At 61.9% G+C, this 19,757-nt stretch carries 18 protein-coding genes; 7 read left to right on the top strand and 11 right to left on the bottom strand.

The annotated features are described in order from the left end of the window. Positions 1–36: 36 nt before the first annotated feature. The 3 genes from ABRP66_RS03335 (at position 37) to ABRP66_RS03325 (ending at position 3,115) form a co-directional block, all read left to right on the top strand. A complete protein-coding gene (locus ABRP66_RS03335) occupies positions 37–1,416 on the top strand; it encodes a 3'-5' exonuclease (protein ID WP_349838329.1) in 1,380 nt (459 codons plus the stop codon). Positions 1,417–1,488: 72 nt separating this feature from the next. After that, on the top strand, positions 1,489–2,106 hold the full coding sequence (locus ABRP66_RS03330; RefSeq protein ID WP_284782218.1) for a hypothetical protein: 618 nt from the start codon (positions 1,489–1,491) through the stop codon (positions 2,104–2,106). A 10-nt stretch (positions 2,107–2,116) separates the two neighbouring features. Further along, positions 2,117–3,115, top strand: a complete 999-nt coding sequence (locus tag ABRP66_RS03325; RefSeq protein WP_023017266.1) for a GTP pyrophosphokinase — start codon at positions 2,117–2,119, stop codon at positions 3,113–3,115. On the opposite strand, the gene ABRP66_RS03320 is transcribed toward ABRP66_RS03325, so the two are convergent. The 4 genes from ABRP66_RS03320 to ilvA are packed head-to-tail and all read right to left on the bottom strand — an operon-like array spanning position 3,112 to position 5,649. Beyond that, positions 3,112–3,501 (bottom strand): RNA-binding S4 domain-containing protein, encoded by a 390-nt coding sequence (locus ABRP66_RS03320; RefSeq protein WP_284782221.1) that lies wholly within the window; start codon positions 3,499–3,501, stop codon positions 3,112–3,114. The two genes, ABRP66_RS03325 and ABRP66_RS03320, sit on opposite strands and share 4 nt — an antisense overlap. Beyond that, complete coding sequence (locus ABRP66_RS03315; protein WP_349838328.1) at positions 3,501–3,740, bottom strand: hypothetical protein; 240 nt, start codon at positions 3,738–3,740, stop codon at positions 3,501–3,503. Before ABRP66_RS03315 ends, ABRP66_RS03320 begins: the two co-directional genes overlap by 1 nt. Before the next feature lie 8 nt (positions 3,741–3,748). Further along, positions 3,749–4,381, bottom strand: coding sequence for a YigZ family protein (locus tag ABRP66_RS03310; protein WP_284782223.1), 633 nt, complete (start codon positions 4,379–4,381; stop codon positions 3,749–3,751). Continuing rightward, positions 4,381–5,649, bottom strand: coding sequence for a threonine ammonia-lyase IlvA (gene ilvA, locus ABRP66_RS03305; protein ID WP_349838327.1), 1,269 nt, complete (start codon positions 5,647–5,649; stop codon positions 4,381–4,383). Before ilvA ends, ABRP66_RS03310 begins: the two co-directional genes overlap by 1 nt. 122 nt (positions 5,650–5,771) lie before the next feature. On the opposite strand from ilvA, the gene ABRP66_RS03300 reads away from it, so the two are divergent. After that, complete coding sequence (locus tag ABRP66_RS03300; RefSeq protein WP_284782225.1) at positions 5,772–7,661, top strand: choice-of-anchor I family protein; 1,890 nt, start codon at positions 5,772–5,774, stop codon at positions 7,659–7,661. A 249-nt stretch (positions 7,662–7,910) separates the two neighbouring features. Here the strand turns inward: ABRP66_RS03300 and dnaE are convergent, their stop codons facing one another. Then, positions 7,911–11,483, bottom strand: coding sequence for a DNA polymerase III subunit alpha (dnaE, locus tag ABRP66_RS03295; protein WP_284782227.1), 3,573 nt, complete (start codon positions 11,481–11,483; stop codon positions 7,911–7,913). A 45-nt stretch (positions 11,484–11,528) separates the two neighbouring features. On the opposite strand from dnaE, the gene rarD reads away from it, so the two are divergent. Continuing rightward, entirely contained in the window at positions 11,529–12,404 is an 876-nt protein-coding gene (gene rarD, locus ABRP66_RS03290; protein WP_284795993.1) for an EamA family transporter RarD, read from the top strand. Positions 12,405–12,662: 258 nt separating this feature from the next. On the opposite strand, the gene ABRP66_RS03285 is transcribed toward rarD, so the two are convergent. The 4 genes from ABRP66_RS03285 to lspA are packed head-to-tail and all read right to left on the bottom strand — an operon-like array spanning position 12,663 to position 15,701. After that, positions 12,663–13,685, bottom strand: a complete 1,023-nt coding sequence (locus ABRP66_RS03285) for an HNH endonuclease signature motif containing protein (protein WP_284795991.1) — start codon at positions 13,683–13,685, stop codon at positions 12,663–12,665. A gap of 60 nt (positions 13,686–13,745) precedes the next feature. Further along, positions 13,746–14,285 (bottom strand): hypothetical protein, encoded by a 540-nt coding sequence (locus ABRP66_RS03280; protein ID WP_284795990.1) that lies wholly within the window; start codon positions 14,283–14,285, stop codon positions 13,746–13,748. Beyond that, positions 14,282–15,208: an RluA family pseudouridine synthase gene (locus ABRP66_RS03275; RefSeq protein WP_284769533.1), complete on the bottom strand. Its 927-nt coding sequence runs from the start codon at positions 15,206–15,208 to the stop codon at positions 14,282–14,284. Before ABRP66_RS03275 ends, ABRP66_RS03280 begins: the two co-directional genes overlap by 4 nt. After that, positions 15,201–15,701: a signal peptidase II gene (gene lspA, locus ABRP66_RS03270; RefSeq protein WP_284851961.1), complete on the bottom strand. Its 501-nt coding sequence runs from the start codon at positions 15,699–15,701 to the stop codon at positions 15,201–15,203. The genes ABRP66_RS03275 and lspA overlap by 8 nt, the downstream gene beginning before the upstream one ends. Positions 15,702–15,733: 32 nt before the next feature. Between lspA and ABRP66_RS03265 the strand changes: the two genes are divergently transcribed. Next, positions 15,734–16,678 carry a hypothetical protein gene (locus ABRP66_RS03265; protein WP_284851960.1) on the top strand — a complete coding sequence of 315 codons (945 nt, stop codon included), beginning with the start codon at positions 15,734–15,736 and terminating at the stop codon, positions 16,676–16,678. Between the two features lie 6 nt (positions 16,679–16,684). On the opposite strand, the gene ABRP66_RS03260 is transcribed toward ABRP66_RS03265, so the two are convergent. After that, complete coding sequence (locus ABRP66_RS03260; RefSeq protein WP_284769530.1) at positions 16,685–17,320, bottom strand: WKL family lipoprotein; 636 nt, start codon at positions 17,318–17,320, stop codon at positions 16,685–16,687. Between the two features lie 107 nt (positions 17,321–17,427). Here ABRP66_RS03260 and ABRP66_RS03255 point away from each other — a divergent pair, with 107 nt between their 5' ends. Beyond that, positions 17,428–18,342: an asparaginase gene (locus ABRP66_RS03255; protein WP_284851959.1), complete on the top strand. Its 915-nt coding sequence runs from the start codon at positions 17,428–17,430 to the stop codon at positions 18,340–18,342. Here ABRP66_RS03255 and ABRP66_RS03250 read toward each other — a convergent pair. Further along, complete coding sequence (locus tag ABRP66_RS03250) at positions 18,339–19,724, bottom strand: DNA polymerase IV (protein ID WP_349838326.1); 1,386 nt, start codon at positions 19,722–19,724, stop codon at positions 18,339–18,341. The two genes, ABRP66_RS03255 and ABRP66_RS03250, sit on opposite strands and share 4 nt — an antisense overlap. Positions 19,725–19,757: the final 33 nt, after the last annotated feature.

Below are 19,757 nucleotides of genomic sequence, written 5' to 3'. Positions count from 1 at the left end.
TCTTTAGATTGTCACCTCAGAAGAAAGGCCATTTTCGTGTCGTATCCCGCGCATGGCGTATTCATCGATGTCACTGCGGAAAAAATCGTGCTTCACCGCAGCCTGCTCTCCCGCAGCTTGGGCGCGCCTGCCACCGCAGAAATCGCGCTCGATGCCATCGATGACCTGCGCGTCCACGAACCCACCGCCACCGGTTTTGGTTCGCTGTCCCTAGGCAGTGCCGGCAGCATTGCCTTCGCGCCGCACCAGGATCCCCACCGCGTGGCGCGCGCCATTGAGGCGGCACAAAAGGGCGCCGCACCGGCGGAAGCAGCAGCCGCTCCCGAACCCGCAGCAGCTACAACCCCAACCGCTAGCGAAGAAAACCCAGGGCTTGATTTCGTTGCGGTAGATGTAGAAACCGCCAATGATAATTGGGGATCCATCTGCCAGATCGGTGCCGTGCGTTACCGCGATGGCCAAGAAACCGCGTCCCAGTCGTGGCTGTGCACCCCTCCCCCTGGTTTGGAGCACTTTGCCGAAATCAATATCTCCATCCACGGGATTACTGCCGCCGATGTCGAAGGAGCAATGCCCTTTGCCACAGCGGCCGCAGAGCTCTTTGACTTCATCGGCAGCGATGTCATCGTCGCGCACAATGTCCAATTCGACTCATCCGCGCTGCGCTCCGGGTTGCTGGCAGCCGGGGCCGATGTCCCCACCATCCCGCTGGCCTGTTCGCTCGCTTTGTCCCGCGACGCTTCCAAGCAAGGTGTTATCTCGGTGGCCAACCACAAGCTTCCCACCGTGGTGAAACACCTAGGCGGTGCCTCTTTTACCCACCACGATGCCACCGAGGACGCCCGCGCCGCCGGCACCATCATCACGGCGCTGGCCCAACGCTTCGGGCATACCGGAAGCATCACCGATCTCTTTACCAGCCGCGAGTTTCGCCTCGGCCGCCTCGAATCCTCGGCCATCCTGCCGGTCCTGCGCGCGCATACTGCGCCCACCTCCGGCGACGATCTGGGCGCCGGCACCGATTTCCGCGATTCCACCCGGTCCGCGGGAAGTAGCAAGAAACCCGTTTCGCCCAACCGGGCGCCGTGGCAGGCCGTTGCCACCCCGGATACCATCCCAGAACCCAACCCCGACGCCGATCCTCAAGGCGCACTCTACGGCCAGCACGTCACCCTGACCGGCGATTTCGATCCATACGATAAGGGGCTGCTGTGGCAGGGCATCGCCAAGCGCGGTGGGCAAGTGGGCAAAAACGTCACCAAGAAGACTACGCTGCTCGTCGTCGGCGAATGGGCGAAGAAGACCTCCAAGGAAAAGCGCGCCGAAGAGCTGCAAGAAAAGGGCCAGGACATCACCATGTGGACCGGCGCCCAGCTCTTTTCCGAGCTGGAGCTCGACGCCGAGCCGCCTTTTTAAACCCGCAGGGAACCACCCGGCCATTTCTCCAGTCCTATAAGGGCGGATACGCACTACCTTGGAGAAATCGCCATGACCCTTACGCTCGACGCACCCCGCCCCACCACCACTAATTTGCTGCCGGCGCTATTCGCACGGTCGTGGATTAAGCACCAGCGGCTTTCCGATGACGGCTTTTGCGACTCCCTCGCCACCATCCAGCTCTCCCCCAACCTGTCGATGGCGCTGGTCTTTCCCGGGCAGCGCACTTTTCGCCGGCTCAGCCACCGCGGCCTCGCGGACCTGGATGTCTCGACCCGCCAGGCGTGGAATTGTGCCTCGCTGAATCTGCAGCGCGCCGCGCTCGACTCGCAGGGCCTGCGCTTTTGGACTCGCCCTGCCCACTGCGCCCTGCCTGCCGCAGCGCCCTATGGCGGCCTGCAAGTCCGCTCCCACGGCGCCCCGATTTCTTCGTGGTTAGCGCACCCAGAAACCTTCACCGTGCTGGATAAACACATGCGTCGCCTCATGCGTTCGCATTCTTTGACCTACCTGGTGCCGGATTCCGCGACGGTTTTTGTCTTCGCCCACCTACCCGATGAATATGCCCGCGACCTCGCCCACACCGCCGCCGAACAACTTCCCCGCCATCGCACCGTTTTACATTCGCGCCCGCTAGTATGGTCTAACGGATTTCCCCGCGAATTATGAGAGGAGCACCATGGCGGAAAGCAGGATGTCGCGGCTGAGCAATCAGTACCATGCCTGGACCCGCAGCCACCCCACGGCGGCGGAGGATTTTCGCACCGCCATCGAGGATCTGCTCAATGACGCCGGCATCATCTTTGACCGGGTATCCACCCGCGTCAAGGCGTGGTCCTCACTCAAGCGCAAGGCCAAGAAGCGGGGTGAAGGCGGCGATTTCATCTACCCCACCCCGTGGGACGATATCCACGATGTCATGGGCGTGCGCGTCACCCTGTACCACTCCACCACCATTCCCAATGCGCTAGACGTGCTGGGCGAGTCCTTCAAGGTCGTGCGCTCTGTGGATAAGGCGGCCGAGACCCGCATTTCCGGCGGCTTTGGGTACGGCTCCCACCACCTGGTGCTCACCGTGACCGACGATAGTGCGGCGGCGATGGAGGAGCTCGCCGATTTCGTGGGCTGGACCTTTGAGGTACAAATTCGCACCGTTCTGCAGCACGCATGGGCGGAATTCGAGCACGATATCCGCTATAAGCAAGGCCCTACCCCGCCCTCGCCGGAGGTGGACCGCCTATTTACGCTGGCCGCCGGCCTCATCGAATTGGCTGATCAGCAATTCGATGAGATCGCCGCGCTCAAAGCCCCGCGCACGGAGGCGGATACGGACGTGGAGCTTACCCCGGAAACCTTACCTGGCGTCCTAGCCATCATTTTGGGCAATCGCTTCCCGCTTTCACGCTCGGAGCACTACCGCTTCCTCGCGGAAATCTTGGAGGAAAACGATATCCGATCCTTAGACCAGCTCGAGCAGCTGCTTGACGATGACGCCATTGCCCACGTCCACGACACCATGCGCTATCGCTTTCGGCCCGGCCAAGTGCGCCTTATCGATGATTTGCTGCTCAACAAGTTCGGCAAGCAGCACATCGAGGCCACCGCCGAATCGGGCGACCGCGCCGGGCGTCGGCGCCGCCTGAACGCGCGCCTTAAGGCGCTGCGTGCCAACTCCTAGCGGAACCCGCCGCGGAATTTTTCCATATCGCGGCGTTCCTTCTTCGTCGGCCGGCCCGCGCCGCGGGGGCGAACCGGCACCGCGGGCTGGAATTCCTTGGGCGGTGGCGACGGCGCGTGATCGGTATAGCAGGTGCGCGCCACCGGCGCGCCCACGCGCTTGGCAACGGTAGCCAGCACCTCCAAATCGTGCTCGTGGTGGTTGCGCCACACGCGCACCCTATCGCCTGGTACGACTTGTTGGGCGGGTTTTACCGCTTCACCGTTTATTTTCACGTGCCCGGCGCGCACCGCGGTGGCTGCGGCGGATCGGGTTTTGAACATGCGCACCGCCCATACCCAAGCATCAATGCGGACGGGGCGGCCGCTTGGCTGCGGGGTAGGCATTAATAATTATTGTGGTTCTCGTTGACGATTTTGCGGATCTTCAACCAGTTATATCCACCGCCTACCACGGCGATGATAAGGCCCAAAATCATCCAAGCGGCAAAACTAGCAGAAAGCACACCTAAAACGACTCCTGCGCCGACACCACCGGCAACGGAAATAACGGCGTTGCGGGAGTGCTTGCGCACCTGCTGCTTACGCTGCGCAATGGGGTTATTCGGTCGCTGCTGCATAGTCATGACCCAGATCATACCTCAACCCAGGCAGAACCTGCTTCGCGCGCGCTGATTTCACCTTGGGAAAGCGCGGCGAGCATCGCCTGGAGCTCATCGAGCCCACCCGGGCGCACGGCGACCGTAAAAGTCACGGCTGCGCCGTATTCGGTGTCGGTAATATCGATGCCGCGCCCGCGCAAATCCGCCTCGAGACGCCCAGCCGTGGCGTGCGGGCATTCCACCGTATAAAGCTCCCGGCGTGCCCGGGTGACCGCCTCGACCTTCTCCATGGCCTCGCTAACCGCCCCGCCATAGGCATGCACGAGGCCGCCCGCGCCCAGCTTGATACCGCCGAAGTAGCGCACGACCACCGCACAAATATCAAGCATTCCAGAGCCCTTTACCACATCCAACATGGGCTTTCCGGCCGTCCCGGAAGGCTCGCCATCATCGGAGGAACGCTCCGCGGGGTTCGCATCGTCGACGTGGTAGACATATGCGGAGCAGTGGTGGCGGGCATCGGGAAAGCGCTGTCGGGCGGCATCGATAAACGCCCGTGCTTCTTCCTCATTCGTCACCCGGCCGATCAAGGTGATAAATCGCGAGCGTTTGATCTCAATTTCGTGCTCCACCTGGCCGGTGGGACGCCGATACGAATCGCGCATTAGGCAACCAAGAAATCGTACTCGGGGGTATTCGGCTGCAGGTGCTGCACCGAAATCTTGGACTCGGCCATCCGCTCCTTCAGCCCTGCTAAGTCTTCGGCGCGGCTAAGCTGAATGCCCACCAGCGCGGCACCGGTCTCGCGGTTATTGCGCTTGAGGTACTCGAAGAGCGTGATGTCATCGCTGGGCCCCAGGATTTCAGACAAGAAGTGGCGCAGCTGGCCCGGTTCCTGCGGGAAATTGACCAAGAAGTAGTGCTTCAGGCCGCGGTGCACCAGCGAGCGCTCCATGATTTCGGCGTAGCGCAACACGTCATTATTGCCCCCAGAAATCACGCAGACCACCGTCGAACCCGGCTCCAGCGGCACCCGCTGCAGCCCAGCCACGGACAGTGCACCCGCGGGCTCGGCGATAATCCCCTCATTTTGGTACAGGTTGAGCAGGTCCGTGCACACCGCCCCCTCAGAGACCGTGTCCCAGTGCAGGCGCTCTTGGTTGGCCTCCAAAATCTTATACGGCAGCGAGCCCAGGCGCTTGACTGCCGCGCCATCGACAAACGGATCCACGCTGTCTAGTGCCACCGGCCCGCCGTTGCGGAAGGCTGCTCTTAGCGATGCCGCCCCTTCCGGCTCCACTCCTACCACCTTGGCGTGCGGTGCCATATCCGCCATATAGGAGGTGATGCCAGAAATCAGCCCGCCGCCGCCGACGGGCACGACGATGGTGTCGACCGAGGCGCCCTTTGCCGAAAGCTGCGCCAAGACTTCCGCCGCGACAGTGCCTTGGCCGATGATGGTATCGCGGGCATCGAAGGGCTCGATGAAGGTGGCGTGGCGCTCGGCGGCATCGGCATGCGCGGCGGCCGCGGCCTCGTCAAAGTTGGCACCCACGACGACGAGTTCCACCTGGTCTCCGCCGTGCACGTGGATGCGGTCGCGCTTTTGCATGGGTGTGGGCTCTGGGACGAAAATCTTGCCCGGAATCCCCATGGTGCGGCAGGCATAGGCCACGCCTTGTGCATGGTTGCCAGCCGATGCCGTCACGATGCCCCGCTCCCGCTCCTGCTGCGACAGACTGGAGATGCTATTGAGCGCACCGCGAATCTTATACGAGCGCACGTCCTGGAGATCTTCGCGCTTTAAATAGACCTCACAGCCCGTTTCCGCAGAAAGCCGGGGGCAATACTGCAACGGCGTCGGCGCGATTTCGGAGCTGATGCGTGCCTGCGCCTGCTGGATATCGGATGCGTGGATGGTCGATTCAGTCATGATTGCAGAGTCTACCCGCCCTACCTAGTGCTCGACCGATTCACCTATATTTCATTCCGGTTTAGCGCAACGGTTACGTGGGATCGAGATAATGGAGTGCTCCACAAGAAAGGACTCTCTCTATGTTTAAGCGCACCTCCATCGGCATGGCCGCCTGCCTTGTGCTCAGCTGCGCCCCTGCTGCCAACGCGCATATCGTCGATAATGTTGTAGAACACTCCGCCGACAATGCTGCGGTAAAGCTAAGCCCCATCGGCTCGTATGAAGCCGGGGTGATGGGCAAATCAGCAGCCGAAATCGTGGCCTACCACGCCGCCTCCCAGCGTATTCTCACGGTGAATGCGCAATCGGGCAAGGTGGATATACTGGACGCCTCCGACCCCACCAATCCTAATAAGGTTGCTGAGGTCTCCGCCGGCGGCGATAAGGAGATCAACTCCGTGGCGGTGCGCCCTGATGGCCTCGCCGTCGCCGCCGTGCAGCAGGCAGACAAGACCGAAAACGGCGAAGCCTTGATTTTCGATGCCACCTCCGACCAAGAGCTTGGCCGCGTGCCGCTCGGCGCGCTGCCAGATAACGTGCACATCACCAAAGACGGTGCCTATGCATTGACCGCTAATGAGGGCGAGCCATCCGATGAGCTCAACTCCGACGGCACCGAATACGCAAAAGCCCCAGAAGGAACCGTGTCCGTCATTTCCCTGCCAGACGGCGTTGCGGCCCCCTCTGTTGCCGATGTTCGCACCGCCGATTTCCGCGCCTTCGATGGCGCAGATGCAGAACTTGACCCGTCCATTCGCGTCTTCGGCCCAGCAAACCACCACAACAAGCCTTCGCTTGACTTTGAGCCGGAGTATATTTCCTCCGCCGATGGCAAGGCGTATGTCACCTTGCAAGAAAATAACGCTATCGCAGTGGTCGATATTGCCTCCGCCACCGTAGACAAGGTGTTGCCCGCCCACATCGCGGACCATTCAGATGTCCCCATTGATCCCTCCAATAAGGACGGCGCGGCAAAGCTGCGCACGATCCCTGTGCATGGCCTGTCCATGCCGGATTCGATTGGCGCCTTCCAGACCAACGGCGAGACCTACTTCGCCACCGCCAATGAGGGCGATGCCCGCGAATGGGGCGGCTATACCGATGAGGTCAAGCTGAAAGATCTTGTTGAAGAGGGCCAGATCTGTGATTCTGTCGACCTGCCAGAAGGCATCGAGGACAAGAAATACGCCGGCAACCTAAAGTTGAGTAATGCCTCTGGATGGAACGAGGAAAAGGGCTGCTTCGATGGCCTGTATTCCTACGGGTCCCGCTCCTTTAGCATTTACGATGCCGAGGGCAACGTCGTCTTCGATTCCGGCTCCGACTTCGAGAAAATCACCAAGGACATCGAGGGACTTAACTTCAATGCCGATAATGAGGATCCCGACTTTGACGATCGCTCCAATAATAAAGGCCCCGAACCGGAAGCTCTGACGATTGGAACAGTTGGTGACCGAACCTATGCCTTCACCGGTATGGAGCGCGTGGGCGGCATCTTTGTCTATGACGTCACCGACCCCGCTCATGCCGAGTTCGTCACCTATAGCAATAACCGCGATTTCGCCGTGGACTATGACGAGGACAATGCCGCCGCCACCAGGTTGGCCGGCGGCTTGGGCCCCGAGGGGCTAGCATTCGTTAGCAAGGAAGACTCTCCTACCGACGATGCCCTCCTGATCGCCGGCAACGAGGTATCCGGCACCACCACGGTCTTCTCTGTCGCCGATCTCGTAGGCGGCTCCGAGGACGAAGGCGACAACGCCTCCGATGAAGACGGCGACGCTCCTGACGATGCTCCCGGGGCATGGCTGCCGGGAGACGGCTCCAGCAGCATCGCGAAGGGCGTTGGAATCATCGCTGGCGTCATTGCCCTCGGCGCCATGTTGAGCGGTGTTCTACACTTCATGCCGCAGGTAGCCGATCAATTCTATAAGATGCTTCCAGAACCGGTCCGTCAGCTACTTCCGTAGATTTCGGTATTAAAGCGGTGGCATTTGGGGCGCGCGATCAGCTCCCCAGCCACCGCCTGCCTGCTCCTCTTGTACTACATTGCCAGCGGTGACCGCGCGGGAACTTGTGCGCTTTCACAAATCCGACCCATGGACGGCACGCCAACTTCTGAAACAGAAGCGGGCGTTTTCTGCTGTCACCGCAGGTGCAGCGATATTGCTTTCCCTGGACTGCGGTAACAGTGTATGTAAAAGGTGCAGGAGGAGTTTCTATCCCAAAATACCTGCGCCCATCGTGGCCTTCAGGTCTCCCATGAGGTTGCCGGATCGTTCCACGCGGAGGTGCTCACCGAGGACCATGGTGGTGGATTGGTCGCCCTCGACAAGCTCAAGGTAGACATCGGACTCACCGTGATTTTTAACCAAGACCTGCTTGAGTCGGGCGATATTTTCCATCGTGCACTGGTCTGTACGCATGGTCAGGCGCAGTGGCAGGCTCGCGCCACCGCCTGGCCCCAGCTCGGGAACGCGAATATCGGAACAAAACAGCGACCGGCGCTCATCGCGCACCTTCACGTTGACGCGCGCTAAGATGATGTTGTCTTCCACAATATGCGGCGCTGCCAGCGAGTAGACCTTGTTAAAGACCAAGATCTCTACCTGCGCGCCGTTGTGGTCTTCTACCGTGACAATCGCCCACGGGGAACCATCGCGCTTAGAAAAGCGGCGGTCCACACCGGAAATGATGCCGCCGATGATGAGTTCCTGCCCATTGTGCACCTCATCGTTGAGGATCTTGGTCAACGGCGTATTGGTCTGTGCAGCCAGGGCCTCTTCGAACCCGTCGAGTGGGTGGCCAGAGACGTAGAGCCCCAGCATCTCTCGTTCTAGCGCCAACTCGTGCTTGCGATCCCATGAATCGTCCGGCACATCAATGGCAAAGGCGCCCTCCGAGGAGGCATCGTCGCCACCGCCAAAGCCGGCAAAGAGGTCGAATTGCCCCTTATCCGCCGCCTTCTTGGTGGTCTGCACGGCATCGACGGCGTCCTCGTGAATCAGCATGAGGCCCTTGCGCGGCTGCTGGAAATCATCAAAGGCACCGGCCTTAATCAGCGCCTCGGTCACGCGTTTGGAACACGCTGCCAAATCGATCTTGTCAAGGTAATCACTAAAGGACGTAAACGCCCCCTTTGCCTTGCGCGAAGCAATGATGGATTCGACGACTTCCGAGCCCACATTGCGGATAGCGCCCATGCCGAAGCGAATATCCTCGCCCACAGCCTGGAAGTCCTCTTCGGATTCATTGACCGAGGGCGGCAAAACGTTAATGCCCAAGTGGCGGCAATCCGACAGGTAGATGGCGGACTTATCCTTCTTATCGCCCACAGAGGTCAACAGCGCTGCCATGTATTCCGGTGCGTAGTAGGCCTTGAGGTAGGCCGTCCAGAACGAGACCAACCCGTAGCCCGCGGCGTGGGACTTGTTAAACGCGTACGACGCGAAGGGCTCGATGGTCCCCCACAGGGCATCCATGGCGGATTTGGAGTAGCCATTTTCTTGCATGCCGCCCCAAAATTTATCGTACTGCTGGGCTAGGACCTCGGGCTTTTTCTTACCCATCGCCTTACGGAAGCCGTCTGCCTCGCCGGCGGTGTAGTTCGCCACCTTCTGCGAGATGCGCATGATCTGCTCCTGGTAGACGATGAGACCATACGTCTCATCCAGGATTTCCTTCAGCGGCTCTTCAAGCTCAGGGTGAATCGGGGTGATTTCCTTACGCCCGTTCTTGCGGTCGGCGTAGTCCCAGTGAGCATTCACGCCCATCGGGCCGGGGCGGTACAGGGCCAAGGAGGCCACGATGTCTTTGAAGCCGGTAGGCTTCATGCGCTTGAGCAGCTCCTGCATACCGCCGGAGTCCAGCTGGAACACGCCCAAGGTATCCCCGCGCGAGAGCAAGTCATAGACCTTGGAGACCTTGGGGTCATCGGCATGCAGCTGCTCGAGTTGCACTTCCTCGCCGCGGTTGCGCTTGATGTTTTCGATGGCATCACCAATAACGGTGAGGTTGCGCAGGCCCAAAAAGTCCATCTTCAGCAGGCCAATGGCCTCGCAGGCGGGATAATCCCAGCCGGTGATATAGGCGCCATCGGCAGGCCGCTTCCACATCGGGATGTGGTCCATCAACCGCACGGAGGCCATAATCACCGCGCAGGCGTGCACGCCGGCCTGGCGGACGACGCCTTCCAAACCGCGCGCGGTGTCATAAATCTTTTTCACATCCGGGTCGGTTTCCACCATCTGGCGGACCTCGGCGGCCTCGGAATAGCGCTCGTGGTCGGGGTCAGTAATGCCCCGCAGCGGAATATCCTTCGCCATAATCGCCGGGGGCAGCGCGCCGTTGATGCGGTCGGCCATCTGGAAGCCGGGCTGGCCAAAGTGCACCTTGGCGGAGTCCTTAATGGCCTGCTTGGTTTTCACCGTGCCGAAGGTAATGACCTGGGCTACCTTATCCTCTCCCCAGCGCTCGGCGGCGTAGGTAATCATCTCGCCGCGGCGGCGATCGTCGAAGTCGATATCGATATCGGGGGCGGACGGGCGCTCGGGGTTCAAAAAGCGCTCGAAGAGCAGGTCGTGTTCCAGCGGATCAATATTGGTAATGGTCAGCGCGTAGGCCACGAGCGCGCCCGCCGCAGAACCACGGCCGGGCCCCACACGGATGCCTACAGAACGCGCGTACTTAATAAGCTCCGCCACGATGAGGAAGTAGGACGGGTAGCCCTTCATCTCAATCACGGAAATCTCGTACTTGGCGCGCTCAATGTAGTCCTCCGGCACCTCGCGCCCGGGGAACCGCCGCTGCAGCCCCTCCATCACCTCGTGGGTCAGCCAGGAGGTGGGCGTGTGGCCCTCGGGGACATCGGCAATGGGCATGCGGTCGTGGGTGTGTTCCTCCCACACCTCGCTGTAGTCCTGCACGCGCTCGGCAATCCACAGGGTGTTATCGCAGCCATCCGGAATCAGGTCGTCCCAGGTATCGCGCATCTGCGCGGCGGACTTGATGTAGTAGCCGGTACCGCCGAACTTGAAGCGGTCTGGGTCCATAAACGTCTTACCGGTCTGCACGCACAGCATGGCCTCGTGCGCCGGCGCCTGGGATTCCAGCACGTAGTGGCAGTCATTGGTCACCAGCGGCGGCAGGTCCAGCTTGCGGCCGATTTCGAGCAACCCATCGCGCGTGCGCTTTTCGATGTCCAGCCCATGGTCCATCAACTCCAAGAAGAAGTTGTCCTTGCCATAGATGTCTTGCCACATGGCCGCGGCCTCGAGGGCCTCATTGAATTGACCGAGGCGCAGGCGGGTCTGTACATCGCCGGATGGGCAGCCGGTGGTGGCGATGATGCCATCAGCATGCTCAGCGATGAGCTCCGCATCCATGCGCGGCCACTTGCCCAGCTGGCCTTCGTAGGAGGCGAGCGAGGACAACGTGAACAGGTTGCGCAGCCCGGTGGCGTTTTCCGCGATCATCGTCTGGTGCAAATACGCACCCGAGGCGGAGACATCGTCGCGCTTTTGATCCGGAGTGCCCCACAACACGCGTTTTTTATTAAAGCGCGATTCCGGGGCCATGTAGGCCTCGATGCCGATGATGGGTTTCACCCCGGCTCTGGTCATGCGCTTGTAAAAGGCATCGGATCCATACATATTGCCGTGGTCTGTCATGCCCACGGCGGGCATGTTTTGCTTGACCACCTCATCAGCCAACATATCGACCTTGGCCATGCCGTCCAGCATGGAGAACTCGGTATGGTTATGCAGGTGGACGAAGGAGGAATTTTTGGCCATGCGGTCATCTTAGCGGGGCGGTCAAGATGACGATATTATGCGGGGATGATCTACACGCTTGCCGCATACATCATGTGGGGATTTTTCCCCGCGTTCTTCCCGCTCCTGCTGCCGGCCACGCCGCTGGAAATCCTCGCCCACCGCGTGTTGTGGACCGCGGTTATCGTCACGGCATTTTTAATCTGCAACGGCGGCTGGCGCGAAATGGTGCGCTTGTCCAAGCGCACATGGGGCTGGCTTGCCGCCGGGGGCGTATTCATCACGGTCAATTGGGGGACCTATGTGCTGGCGATTAATACCGATCACGTAGCCGATGCCGCTTTAGGATATTTCATCAATCCCCTGGTATCGGTGGCGCTCGGCATGATCCTCTTAAAGGAGCAGCTGCGCCCATGGCAGGCGACCGCCGTCGCCGTGGCGGCAATCGCGGTGCTGTATCTGACCTTCTTTACCGGACAGGCGCCGTATATCTCGCTGTTGTTGGCGGCATCGTTTGGCATCTACGGGCTTATCAAGAAACAGGTGCGGGTATCGGCGGCGGTCTCGGTCGCGGCAGAGTCTTTGGTGGTCTCCCCCGTTGCCATTGCCTATATCGTGTGGATTGAACAGGCAGGCCGAGGCACCTTCGTCACGGAAGGCACGCCACACATGCTGCTCTTAATCAGCGCCGGCCTTATTACCGCGCTGCCACTATTGTGCTTTGCCCAGGGCGCGCAGACGCTGCGCTTGTCGACGATCGGCATGCTCCAATACCTCACCCCCATCATGCAGATGCTGTGGGCACTCTTTGTCACCCAAGAGCACTTCTCCACACACCGGTGGATTGGCTTCGGCATCATAGGCGTAGCAGTCAGCATCTACATTGCAGATCTCATCCGCGTTCGCCACAACGCGCCGCGCAAGAGTGCGCGGCGCAGGTAAACCTGCGCGCAGAAATTCGCAGCGCGAAAGACGGTGCGTGAGCCGCGCGCAGTAGTGCACGGCGCGAGAAAACGGCACGCAAAAGTTAGCGGTGTGGAAGAGGGGTGTGCAAAAGCGCGCGGCAACGGGGCGCTGCGCACAGGAGTGCGCAGCGCGAAAAACGGCACGCAGAAATGCGCTGTGGATGAGCTCGGCGCTTAGGAATTCGCGGGCGGGAAAGTCGCCGCTGAGGGTTGGGGCCCGGCTCAACGTTGTGAGCTAACTGGGTCCGGTATCGACGAGGTCCGGCGGTGGCGGCTGCCAGGGTTTAATCCACCGCACGCCGCTGTGCACGCGTTCGAAGCGGCCATTGCGGGGACGGGCGGCGCGGTCGTCGTCATTGCGGCCGTTGTGATGCGGGCACGCGACGGTGAGGTTCTTGGCATTGGTCCACCCGCCGCCGGCCCAGCTATAAATGTGGTGGACTTGGCACTCATCGGCTGGGCGGTGGCACCCGCGCGCCGGGCAGACGGGGTTTTCGGCGGCGGCCATCATAAATTGCTTCCACGTTGCCCCGCGCTGCATGCGGTACAGGTTCACCGGCCCCTCCACGGGGTGGAGAAGAGTGATAAAGCCTTCCTCCGCCATTGCGCGCTGGGCCAGCTCGGCGCCGCTAATTTGCGCTCCGTTGGTCATGGTGACCGTGACGTCTTTATCGCCCTGCGCGATGGCGCTCAACTTATCCAGCGGGATTACCACGTTGGTGCGCACAGTGGAGATGGAGGCGCCGGAGTGGAAGAGGGCGGCGACATCGGCAAGCGTGCCTGCTTGGTTATGCAGCTCCGCGACGAGGCTGGAGCTACCTGTAATCGTTAGCGTCCATGGTTTGCCCGCGGCGCGGCGGCGCAGCCTCACCCCTGGTTTAGGCTCGCGCGGCGGGCGCAGCGCGCGCACCTTCTTGCGGGCGAGCTTGTCCATCGCCTGGGTATCGGCGGATACCTGGGTAAGCTCCGCGCGCAGGGCCCAGGCGCGGGCTTGGGTGGGCGCGCGGCGGGCGTGCTTTTCGATGACCTCCAACGTCGGCAGCGAATGCCCATTGCGCCGCGCTCCCTCGACCGCCCGACGCTGGCGGCGCGTGAAACTGGTCGGCCCGAAATAGATCTGAGAGAGGTGGGCTATCGACGCGGCGGCGGCATCCGGCATGCCGGCGGCGGTCAGCTCGGAGGCGGGCATATCAGCGGCCTCGGCGAGGATATCCATCGCCGAGTTTAAAGCCGCAATATATGCCCGAATGTGTTCCATGCCCCCGATGCTAAGCCTGCACCCCGCACCCCGCGCGGCGAAGCGTTCAGGATGGCAAATTTAGCTGGGTGGGCGCACGGCGAAACTACCCCAGGCGGCATCGGCAGGCGCGGGCTCGACGGCGGCGACGGCGGGGAGGGAGGCGACATCGGCAAGCTGGGCGCCCGTCCCCCACACCACGGCGGCGCTGACGGCGCTGGGGCGCTGGCCGTAGGAGGCACCGATGCGGTCGAAGGTGCGGTTAATCACCGCGGCGCGGTCCTCGCCGGCAACAGGCTCCGGCACCGCGATAGGCGCGGTCGAGCCCATCAGGATGGCGTCCATGCGCGGAATATCAGTCAGCGCGGCGGCGACGGCGACAGGGGGCAGCTCGGTATCGAAGGTGACCAGTGCATACGTGGCGGCATCCGGATCGATGTCCATGGAATTAACGCGCTCAATATACTCCGCGCGCGATTCCCCGTCCGGGCCCAGCTGGTCGCCTTGCACACGCGTGGATGCCTGCGTGCCCAGCGTGCCAAAAAGCACCAGAGCCACCACGCCCGCCACCAGCACCAGCACCAGTGCCGCTAGGCGGCGCCGCCAATAAAACTTCCTCATCCCTGCAGTCGCTCCAGGGCATGCTGCAGGTCATCGGGGTAGGGCGCGCGGGCCTCGAACCACTTCCCGGTGCCGGGGTGGGTAAAGCCTAGCTGCACCGCATGCAGCCACTGGCGCTCCAGGCCCAGGCGGGCGGAAAGCTGCGGGTTCGAGCCGTACATGGGATCGCCGACGCAGGGATGCCCGGTGGCGGACATGTGGACGCGGATCTGGTGGGTGCGGCCGGTTTCCAAGTGCACCTCGATGAGGCTGGCCTCGCGAAAGGCCTCGATGAGGCGGTAGTGGGTGACCGCGGCCTTGCCATCGTCAAGCACTGCGAATTTCCAGCCCGATTTCGGGTGCCTGCCGATGGGAGCATCGATGGTGCCTTCGATCGGATCGGGCAGGCCCTGAACCACCGCGTGATAGGTCTTTTTCACGGTGCGGGACTTAAATGCCTGCTTGAGCGCCGAGTAGGCGCGCCCGGAAGAGGCCACTACCATGACCCCGGATGTGCCCACGTCCAGGCGGTGGACGATGCCCTGCCGCTCGGTGGGGCCAAGCGAGGCCACGTTGTACCCTGCCGCGCGCAGCCCGCCGATGACCGTCGGCCCATCCCAGCCCACGCTCGGGTGCGCGGCGACGCCCACGGGTTTGTGCACGCAGATGATATCGGCATCGCTATATAAAACGTCCATGCCCTCCACCAGCTCCTCGCGCGGCAGCAGGGGCTTTTCCGGCTCCGGAAGCAGGACCGAGACCACCTGGCCGGATGCCAGTCGCTCGGATTTACCCAGCTCCTGCGAATCCACGGTGACCCCGCCCTCGGCGCACAGCTGGGCAGTAGCCGAGCGGGAGAGGCCGAGGAGCTTGGCAAGCGCGGCATCGGCACGCATACCTTCCAAGCCTTCTGGAATGGGGAAACTGCGCAATTGCCTATTCATTTTCCGCCCTCCGTTCCGCAATTAGCATGGCACCGATGAAGATGACGACGCCGCAGGTAATGGCCGCATCTGCGATATTAAAGACCGCGAACGAGCCGACCGAGATGTAGTCCACAACGTGCCCGAACCAGAAGCCGGGGTCGCGGAAGATGCGGTCTGCAAAATTGCCCAATGCCCCGCCGGCAATGAGCGCCAGCCCCAGCGCCTGGCCCGTATTGTGGATGCGCGGGGCGGCGATGGCAACGCCTAAGACGAACGCCAATTGAATGGTGGTAAACAGCCAGGTCGATCCCTCGCCACCGATGGAAAACGCCGCGCCGGGGTTAAAGAGCAGGTTAAACCTGAACCAGTCCCCGATGAAATAATGCGGCTCGCCCTCCGTCAGGACGGTAAGCATGAGTTGTTTTACGGCTTGATCCACAACCGCCACGGCGATGACCAACGCGGCGATAAGTCCTGTCTTACTCCTTCGTTTTTGACTCACCCACATCATTCTAATCCGGAGCGTCCGGTATTTTGGTAAGCGTGTTTCGAGTCAAAGTTTTTACAGCCCTTTCCGCCGTCGCCGTAGCGCTAAGCGCCTGTTCTTATGAGACCCCCGGCCCCGCCGTGGAGCAGCCAGTCGGCCTGACTATCGATGCCCCTCGCCTGACCGTCGAAGAGGCCGGAACCGGTGAGAAGAAACTGCTGGAATATCACGACATCGACTCCTCGCAGGAGGTAACGTACCGCGCCACGGAGGGATTTTCGCAGGACTTGCTGAATAAATCCGCCGCCGCCGATTTCCAGGCCGCCGATGTGGATAAGGAGACCACTACCCTGCCGCTTTCGGCGTCCGTGGATAAAGCCACCGAGGACGTCGAGGATCAATTGCCGGCCTCGCGCAACGCGTTTGTCACCGCGGGGGATCCGGATTATTCCGGCGATACCGATATCTCTTCTGCTTCTGGGTTCCAATTTGGCTGGCGCGGCCAAGACAACGGCCAGATGAATTCCCTGCGCTTGGCCGCCCCGCAGGACGCGAGCGATGAGGCGCGCGGCACCGTCGAACAGGCCATCATGAAGCTGACCGCGCTGCCCATCGTCTTCCCAGAGGAAGAGGTGGGCACCGGCGCGACGTGGACGGTGGATTCGCGCGTCACGGGGGAATCCACGCTCCTGCAAACGACACGCTATACGGTCAAGTCCATCGATGGTGACCGCGTCACGCTATCCGTCGAGGTGGAACAACGCCCCACCCTGGGCGCTTTATCCTTCGAAGGTCAGGCCGCGGGCACGGAGTTGGAGGATAAGGAACTCGACGTGCTGGATTCTTCTACCAATTCCTCGGGCAACGTCACGGTGGATCTGACCAAGCCGCTCCCCGTGGGCGGTGACGTGTCCTTCGATACGAAGGTAACCTACGGCACCGCCGATTCAGACCTGCGCGTCGTGCAATCAAGCCTGACGGAGCTGGCGTTTTCTGAGTAACAGGATTTACTCGGCGGGGGCCTCTACGGGGGCCTCGGCAGGCGCCTGCTCTGCGCCGGCTGCGGGGGCATCGCCCTGGGCAGGGGCAGCGTCGCCTTCATCGGCAGGCAGCGCGCCCGCACCGGTATCGGCACACATCTCCGGAACCTGCTCAGGCGGCACCGTGTTTTGAATCAGCGTGCAGGCCCAGGTCTTCGACAGCTTCCAGGTGCCATCCTGATAAATGAATTCCACCTGGTCCGCGGTCTGCTCCTGGCCATCGGCGGTGGTGAAATTCACCGTGGTCAGCACGGATTGCGGGTCATAGCCGGGCAGGACGGGATCCACGACCGCAAATTCCGCGCCGGATTCTTCCTTGGAGCGCGCCATGGTGTCAAAGATCTCTGGGGCGGATTCGCCGCCTTCTACCGTGGCGGTCTTTTCTTCCTGCGATGCCGCCGGGTCCGTGGCCTTTGCCAGGATGGCGTTCAAGTCAGCGGCGGACGGCAGCGCGGGGGCCGCGGAATCGCCGTCAGCGGACGCGGATTCGCTGGATTCACTGTTCTTGGTGGTATCTTCTTGCTCGTCATCAGAAGAGCAGGCGGACAGGGCGGCCGCCGCGCTCAATGCGAGGCACGCGGCACCAAATTTGCGGAATTTCACTTCTCACTCCTCACGTCTGGGATATAAACTCCCATCAGTTTACATTTGCCCCAGCTGTTCTGGTTCGCGCCTGCCGCCTCGGCGCGTCTTCTTTTATTATGGAATGCATGACTCATCTCGCCCTCATCGCCACCGGCGGCACGATTGCCTGCACCACGATGCAGGATGGTTCCCTCGTTCCCACCGTCACCGGCGCGCAGCTCGCGGCCGATATTGACGCCGAAGTGGTGGAATTTCGCCAGCTTGATTCCTCTTCTATTACGCTCGCAGACCTCGATGAGCTCATTGCGGTGGTCAACGAGCAGACCGCCCGCGCAGACATTGACGGCGTCATCATTACCCATGGCACTGATTCGATGGAAGAGACGGCGATGGCGCTAGAAATTTTTTGCGCAAGCAATACGCCCATCGTGCTCACCGGCGCGCAGCGCTCCTACGATCACCCGCACCCGGATGGCCCGCGCAATCTCCGCGATGCGCGCGAGCTCGCCCTTAGCGGGCGGCCCGGCGTCTTCATCTGTTTTGGCGGCATGACCATCCCGGCGCGCGGGGCCCGCAAGCAGCACACCTCTGACCTACGCGCTTTTGAGTCCCTTCGGGTACCGGATACCACCCCGCGGCTGCAGCCGCGCCCCTTAGCGCCGCACCCAGTAGAAATCATCCCTGCCTACCCGGGTGCGGGGCGCGTGCTTGTCGATGCCGCCCGCACTTCCGCCGTCGGCCTCGTCATTGAGGCCATGGGCGCGGGCAATATGAGTGGGGACATGGGCCGCGCGGTTGCCGATGCCCTCTGCGACGGCCTCCCCGTCGTCATTTCCACCCGCACCCCGTATGGGGAAACCGCGTTATCCTATGGCGGCGACGGCGGCGGGGCGAACCTGCATAGCCTGGGCGCGATCAACGCGTGGGCCTTCCGCCCCAGCCAGGCGCGCATCTTATTGGCCGCGGCGCTGGCCACCGGCACGGACCCCGCCGAGGTATTCCGGCAAAACCCTGACCCCAAGCGCTATGTTGCTATCTAATCTTGGGTTTCCAGCCAGTCGTGCCAGTCTAAGGAATCGAGCGGATCGGCTGGCACCAAATCGGGGTCGCTGGCGGCAAAGGATTTCGTGCGGCCGGGTCCGGTGGCACGTGTTTCAAAACGCACGCTGACCACCCCGTGCCCGGTGCCTTGGATCCAACCGTGGCCAAATTCCGGGTGGTAGACGTCCTGGGTGGCGTGCCACTGATCCTCCACATCGTCTTCGACCACCACGGTGGTCGGCGCCGGTGGCGGGGAGTCATCGCTCACGCCCGTTTCATAGTCACTATCCGGCAGCACGGGCCGCACGATTTCGCGGTCGAGCTCCGGAAATAGCACGTCTTGGCGCGCGGCTTCCAGGCCGGAATAGCTCACCCCCACCAAGCGGATGGGGCCCAATTCATCCGGGTAGCGCGCCAGCTTGAAGGCGGCTGCGGTCAATACCTCCAGGTCATCGGTGACATAGGCCAGGGTGGTCGAGCGCGATTCGATATGGAAGTCTGCCATCCGCAGCTTTACCGTCACCGTGCGCGCCCCGCGGCCATCCTTGAGCAGGCGGCGGTGTGCGCCCTCGGCCGCGCGGGTAATTGCCGCATCGACATCGGCAACCGTGAGCAGGTCCTTGGGGTAGGTGTGCTCCGTGGAAATCTGTTTGGATATCGCGCGCGGTGCCACTTCCCTATCGTCAATGCCTTGCGCGAGCTGCCACAGCTGCACGCCGACGACGCTGCCGATGGAGATTTCCACCTCCTTTTGGGTCATGGCGGCCAGCGCACCGATGGTCTCCACGCCGATGCCCTTGAGCTTGGCCTCCGTGACAGGCCCCACACCCCACAGCTTTCCCACCGGGAGCGGATGCAGCATCTCCAGCTGCTTTTCCGCTGGGATGACATAGGTGCCATCGGGCTTGGCTTCACCGGAGCCAATCTTGGCAAATTGCTTGCCGGAGCCCGCCCCGATGGAGCACGGCAGGCCCGTTTCCTCTCGGATGAGCGCGCGCAGGCCATCCGCCCACTGTTGCACCTCGTCCGCCGTCGCACCCACCAATGCCTCTGGCTCCATAAAGGCTTCATCGATGGAGAGCTGCTCAATCACCTCCACGTGCTGGGAGATGATCTCAAATACCCGGCGCGAGGCCGCCGAATACACCGCCCGGCGCGGGCTTACCACCACCGCGCGCAGGCCCACCAATTGTTGGGCGCGATACATCGGCATCGCCGAGTGCGCACCGTATTCGCGCGCCTCATAGGATGCCCCGGCGACGACCCCGCGGCCGCCGACCCCACCGACGAGCACCGGCCGGCCCTGCAAAGTCGGTCGGGTCATTTGCTCGACGGAGGCAAAAAACGCATCCATATCGATGTGTAAGACCCAACGCTGCATGCCTTCCAGTCTAAGACACTCCAGCCCCAGAAT

Source organism: Corynebacterium sp. KPL2680 (genome assembly GCF_040225675.1).
GTDB classification, from domain to species: Bacteria; Actinomycetota; Actinomycetes; order Mycobacteriales; family Mycobacteriaceae; genus Corynebacterium; species Corynebacterium rhinophilum.
The sequence above is the reverse complement of the archived record's forward strand: the minus strand, read 5'-3'. Positions and strand labels throughout refer to the sequence as shown.

Bases quoted from the DNA above. Each gene is read 5' to 3' on its own strand.
- ABRP66_RS03275 (WP_284769533.1), bottom strand. From the start codon at position 15,208: ATGAATAGGCAATTGCGCAGTTTCCCCATTCCAGAAGGCTTGGAAGGT.
- ABRP66_RS03315 (WP_349838328.1), bottom strand. From the start codon at position 3,740: ATGACTATGCAGCAGCGACCGAATAACCCCATTGCGCAGCGTAAGCAG.
- rarD (WP_284795993.1), top strand. From the start codon at position 11,529: ATGATCTACACGCTTGCCGCATACATCATGTGGGGATTTTTCCCCGCG.
- ABRP66_RS03320 (WP_284782221.1), bottom strand. From the start codon at position 3,501: ATGCCTACCCCGCAGCCAAGCGGCCGCCCCGTCCGCATTGATGCTTGG.
- ilvA (WP_349838327.1), bottom strand. From the start codon at position 5,649: ATGACTGAATCGACCATCCACGCATCCGATATCCAGCAGGCGCAGGCA.
- ABRP66_RS03310 (WP_284782223.1), bottom strand. From the start codon at position 4,381: ATGCGCGATTCGTATCGGCGTCCCACCGGCCAGGTGGAGCACGAAATT.
- ABRP66_RS03285 (WP_284795991.1), bottom strand. From the start codon at position 13,685: ATGGAACACATTCGGGCATATATTGCGGCTTTAAACTCGGCGATGGAT.
- ABRP66_RS03325 (WP_023017266.1), top strand. From the start codon at position 2,117: ATGGCGGAAAGCAGGATGTCGCGGCTGAGCAATCAGTACCATGCCTGG.
- dnaE (WP_284782227.1), bottom strand. From the start codon at position 11,483: ATGGCCAAAAATTCCTCCTTCGTCCACCTGCATAACCATACCGAGTTC.
- ABRP66_RS03300 (WP_284782225.1), top strand. From the start codon at position 5,772: ATGTTTAAGCGCACCTCCATCGGCATGGCCGCCTGCCTTGTGCTCAGC.
- lspA (WP_284851961.1), bottom strand. From the start codon at position 15,701: ATGATGTGGGTGAGTCAAAAACGAAGGAGTAAGACAGGACTTATCGCC.
- ABRP66_RS03280 (WP_284795990.1), bottom strand. From the start codon at position 14,285: ATGAGGAAGTTTTATTGGCGGCGCCGCCTAGCGGCACTGGTGCTGGTG.
- ABRP66_RS03250 (WP_349838326.1), bottom strand. From the start codon at position 19,724: ATGCAGCGTTGGGTCTTACACATCGATATGGATGCGTTTTTTGCCTCC.
- ABRP66_RS03330 (WP_284782218.1), top strand. From the start codon at position 1,489: ATGACCCTTACGCTCGACGCACCCCGCCCCACCACCACTAATTTGCTG.
- ABRP66_RS03255 (WP_284851959.1), top strand. From the start codon at position 17,428: ATGACTCATCTCGCCCTCATCGCCACCGGCGGCACGATTGCCTGCACC.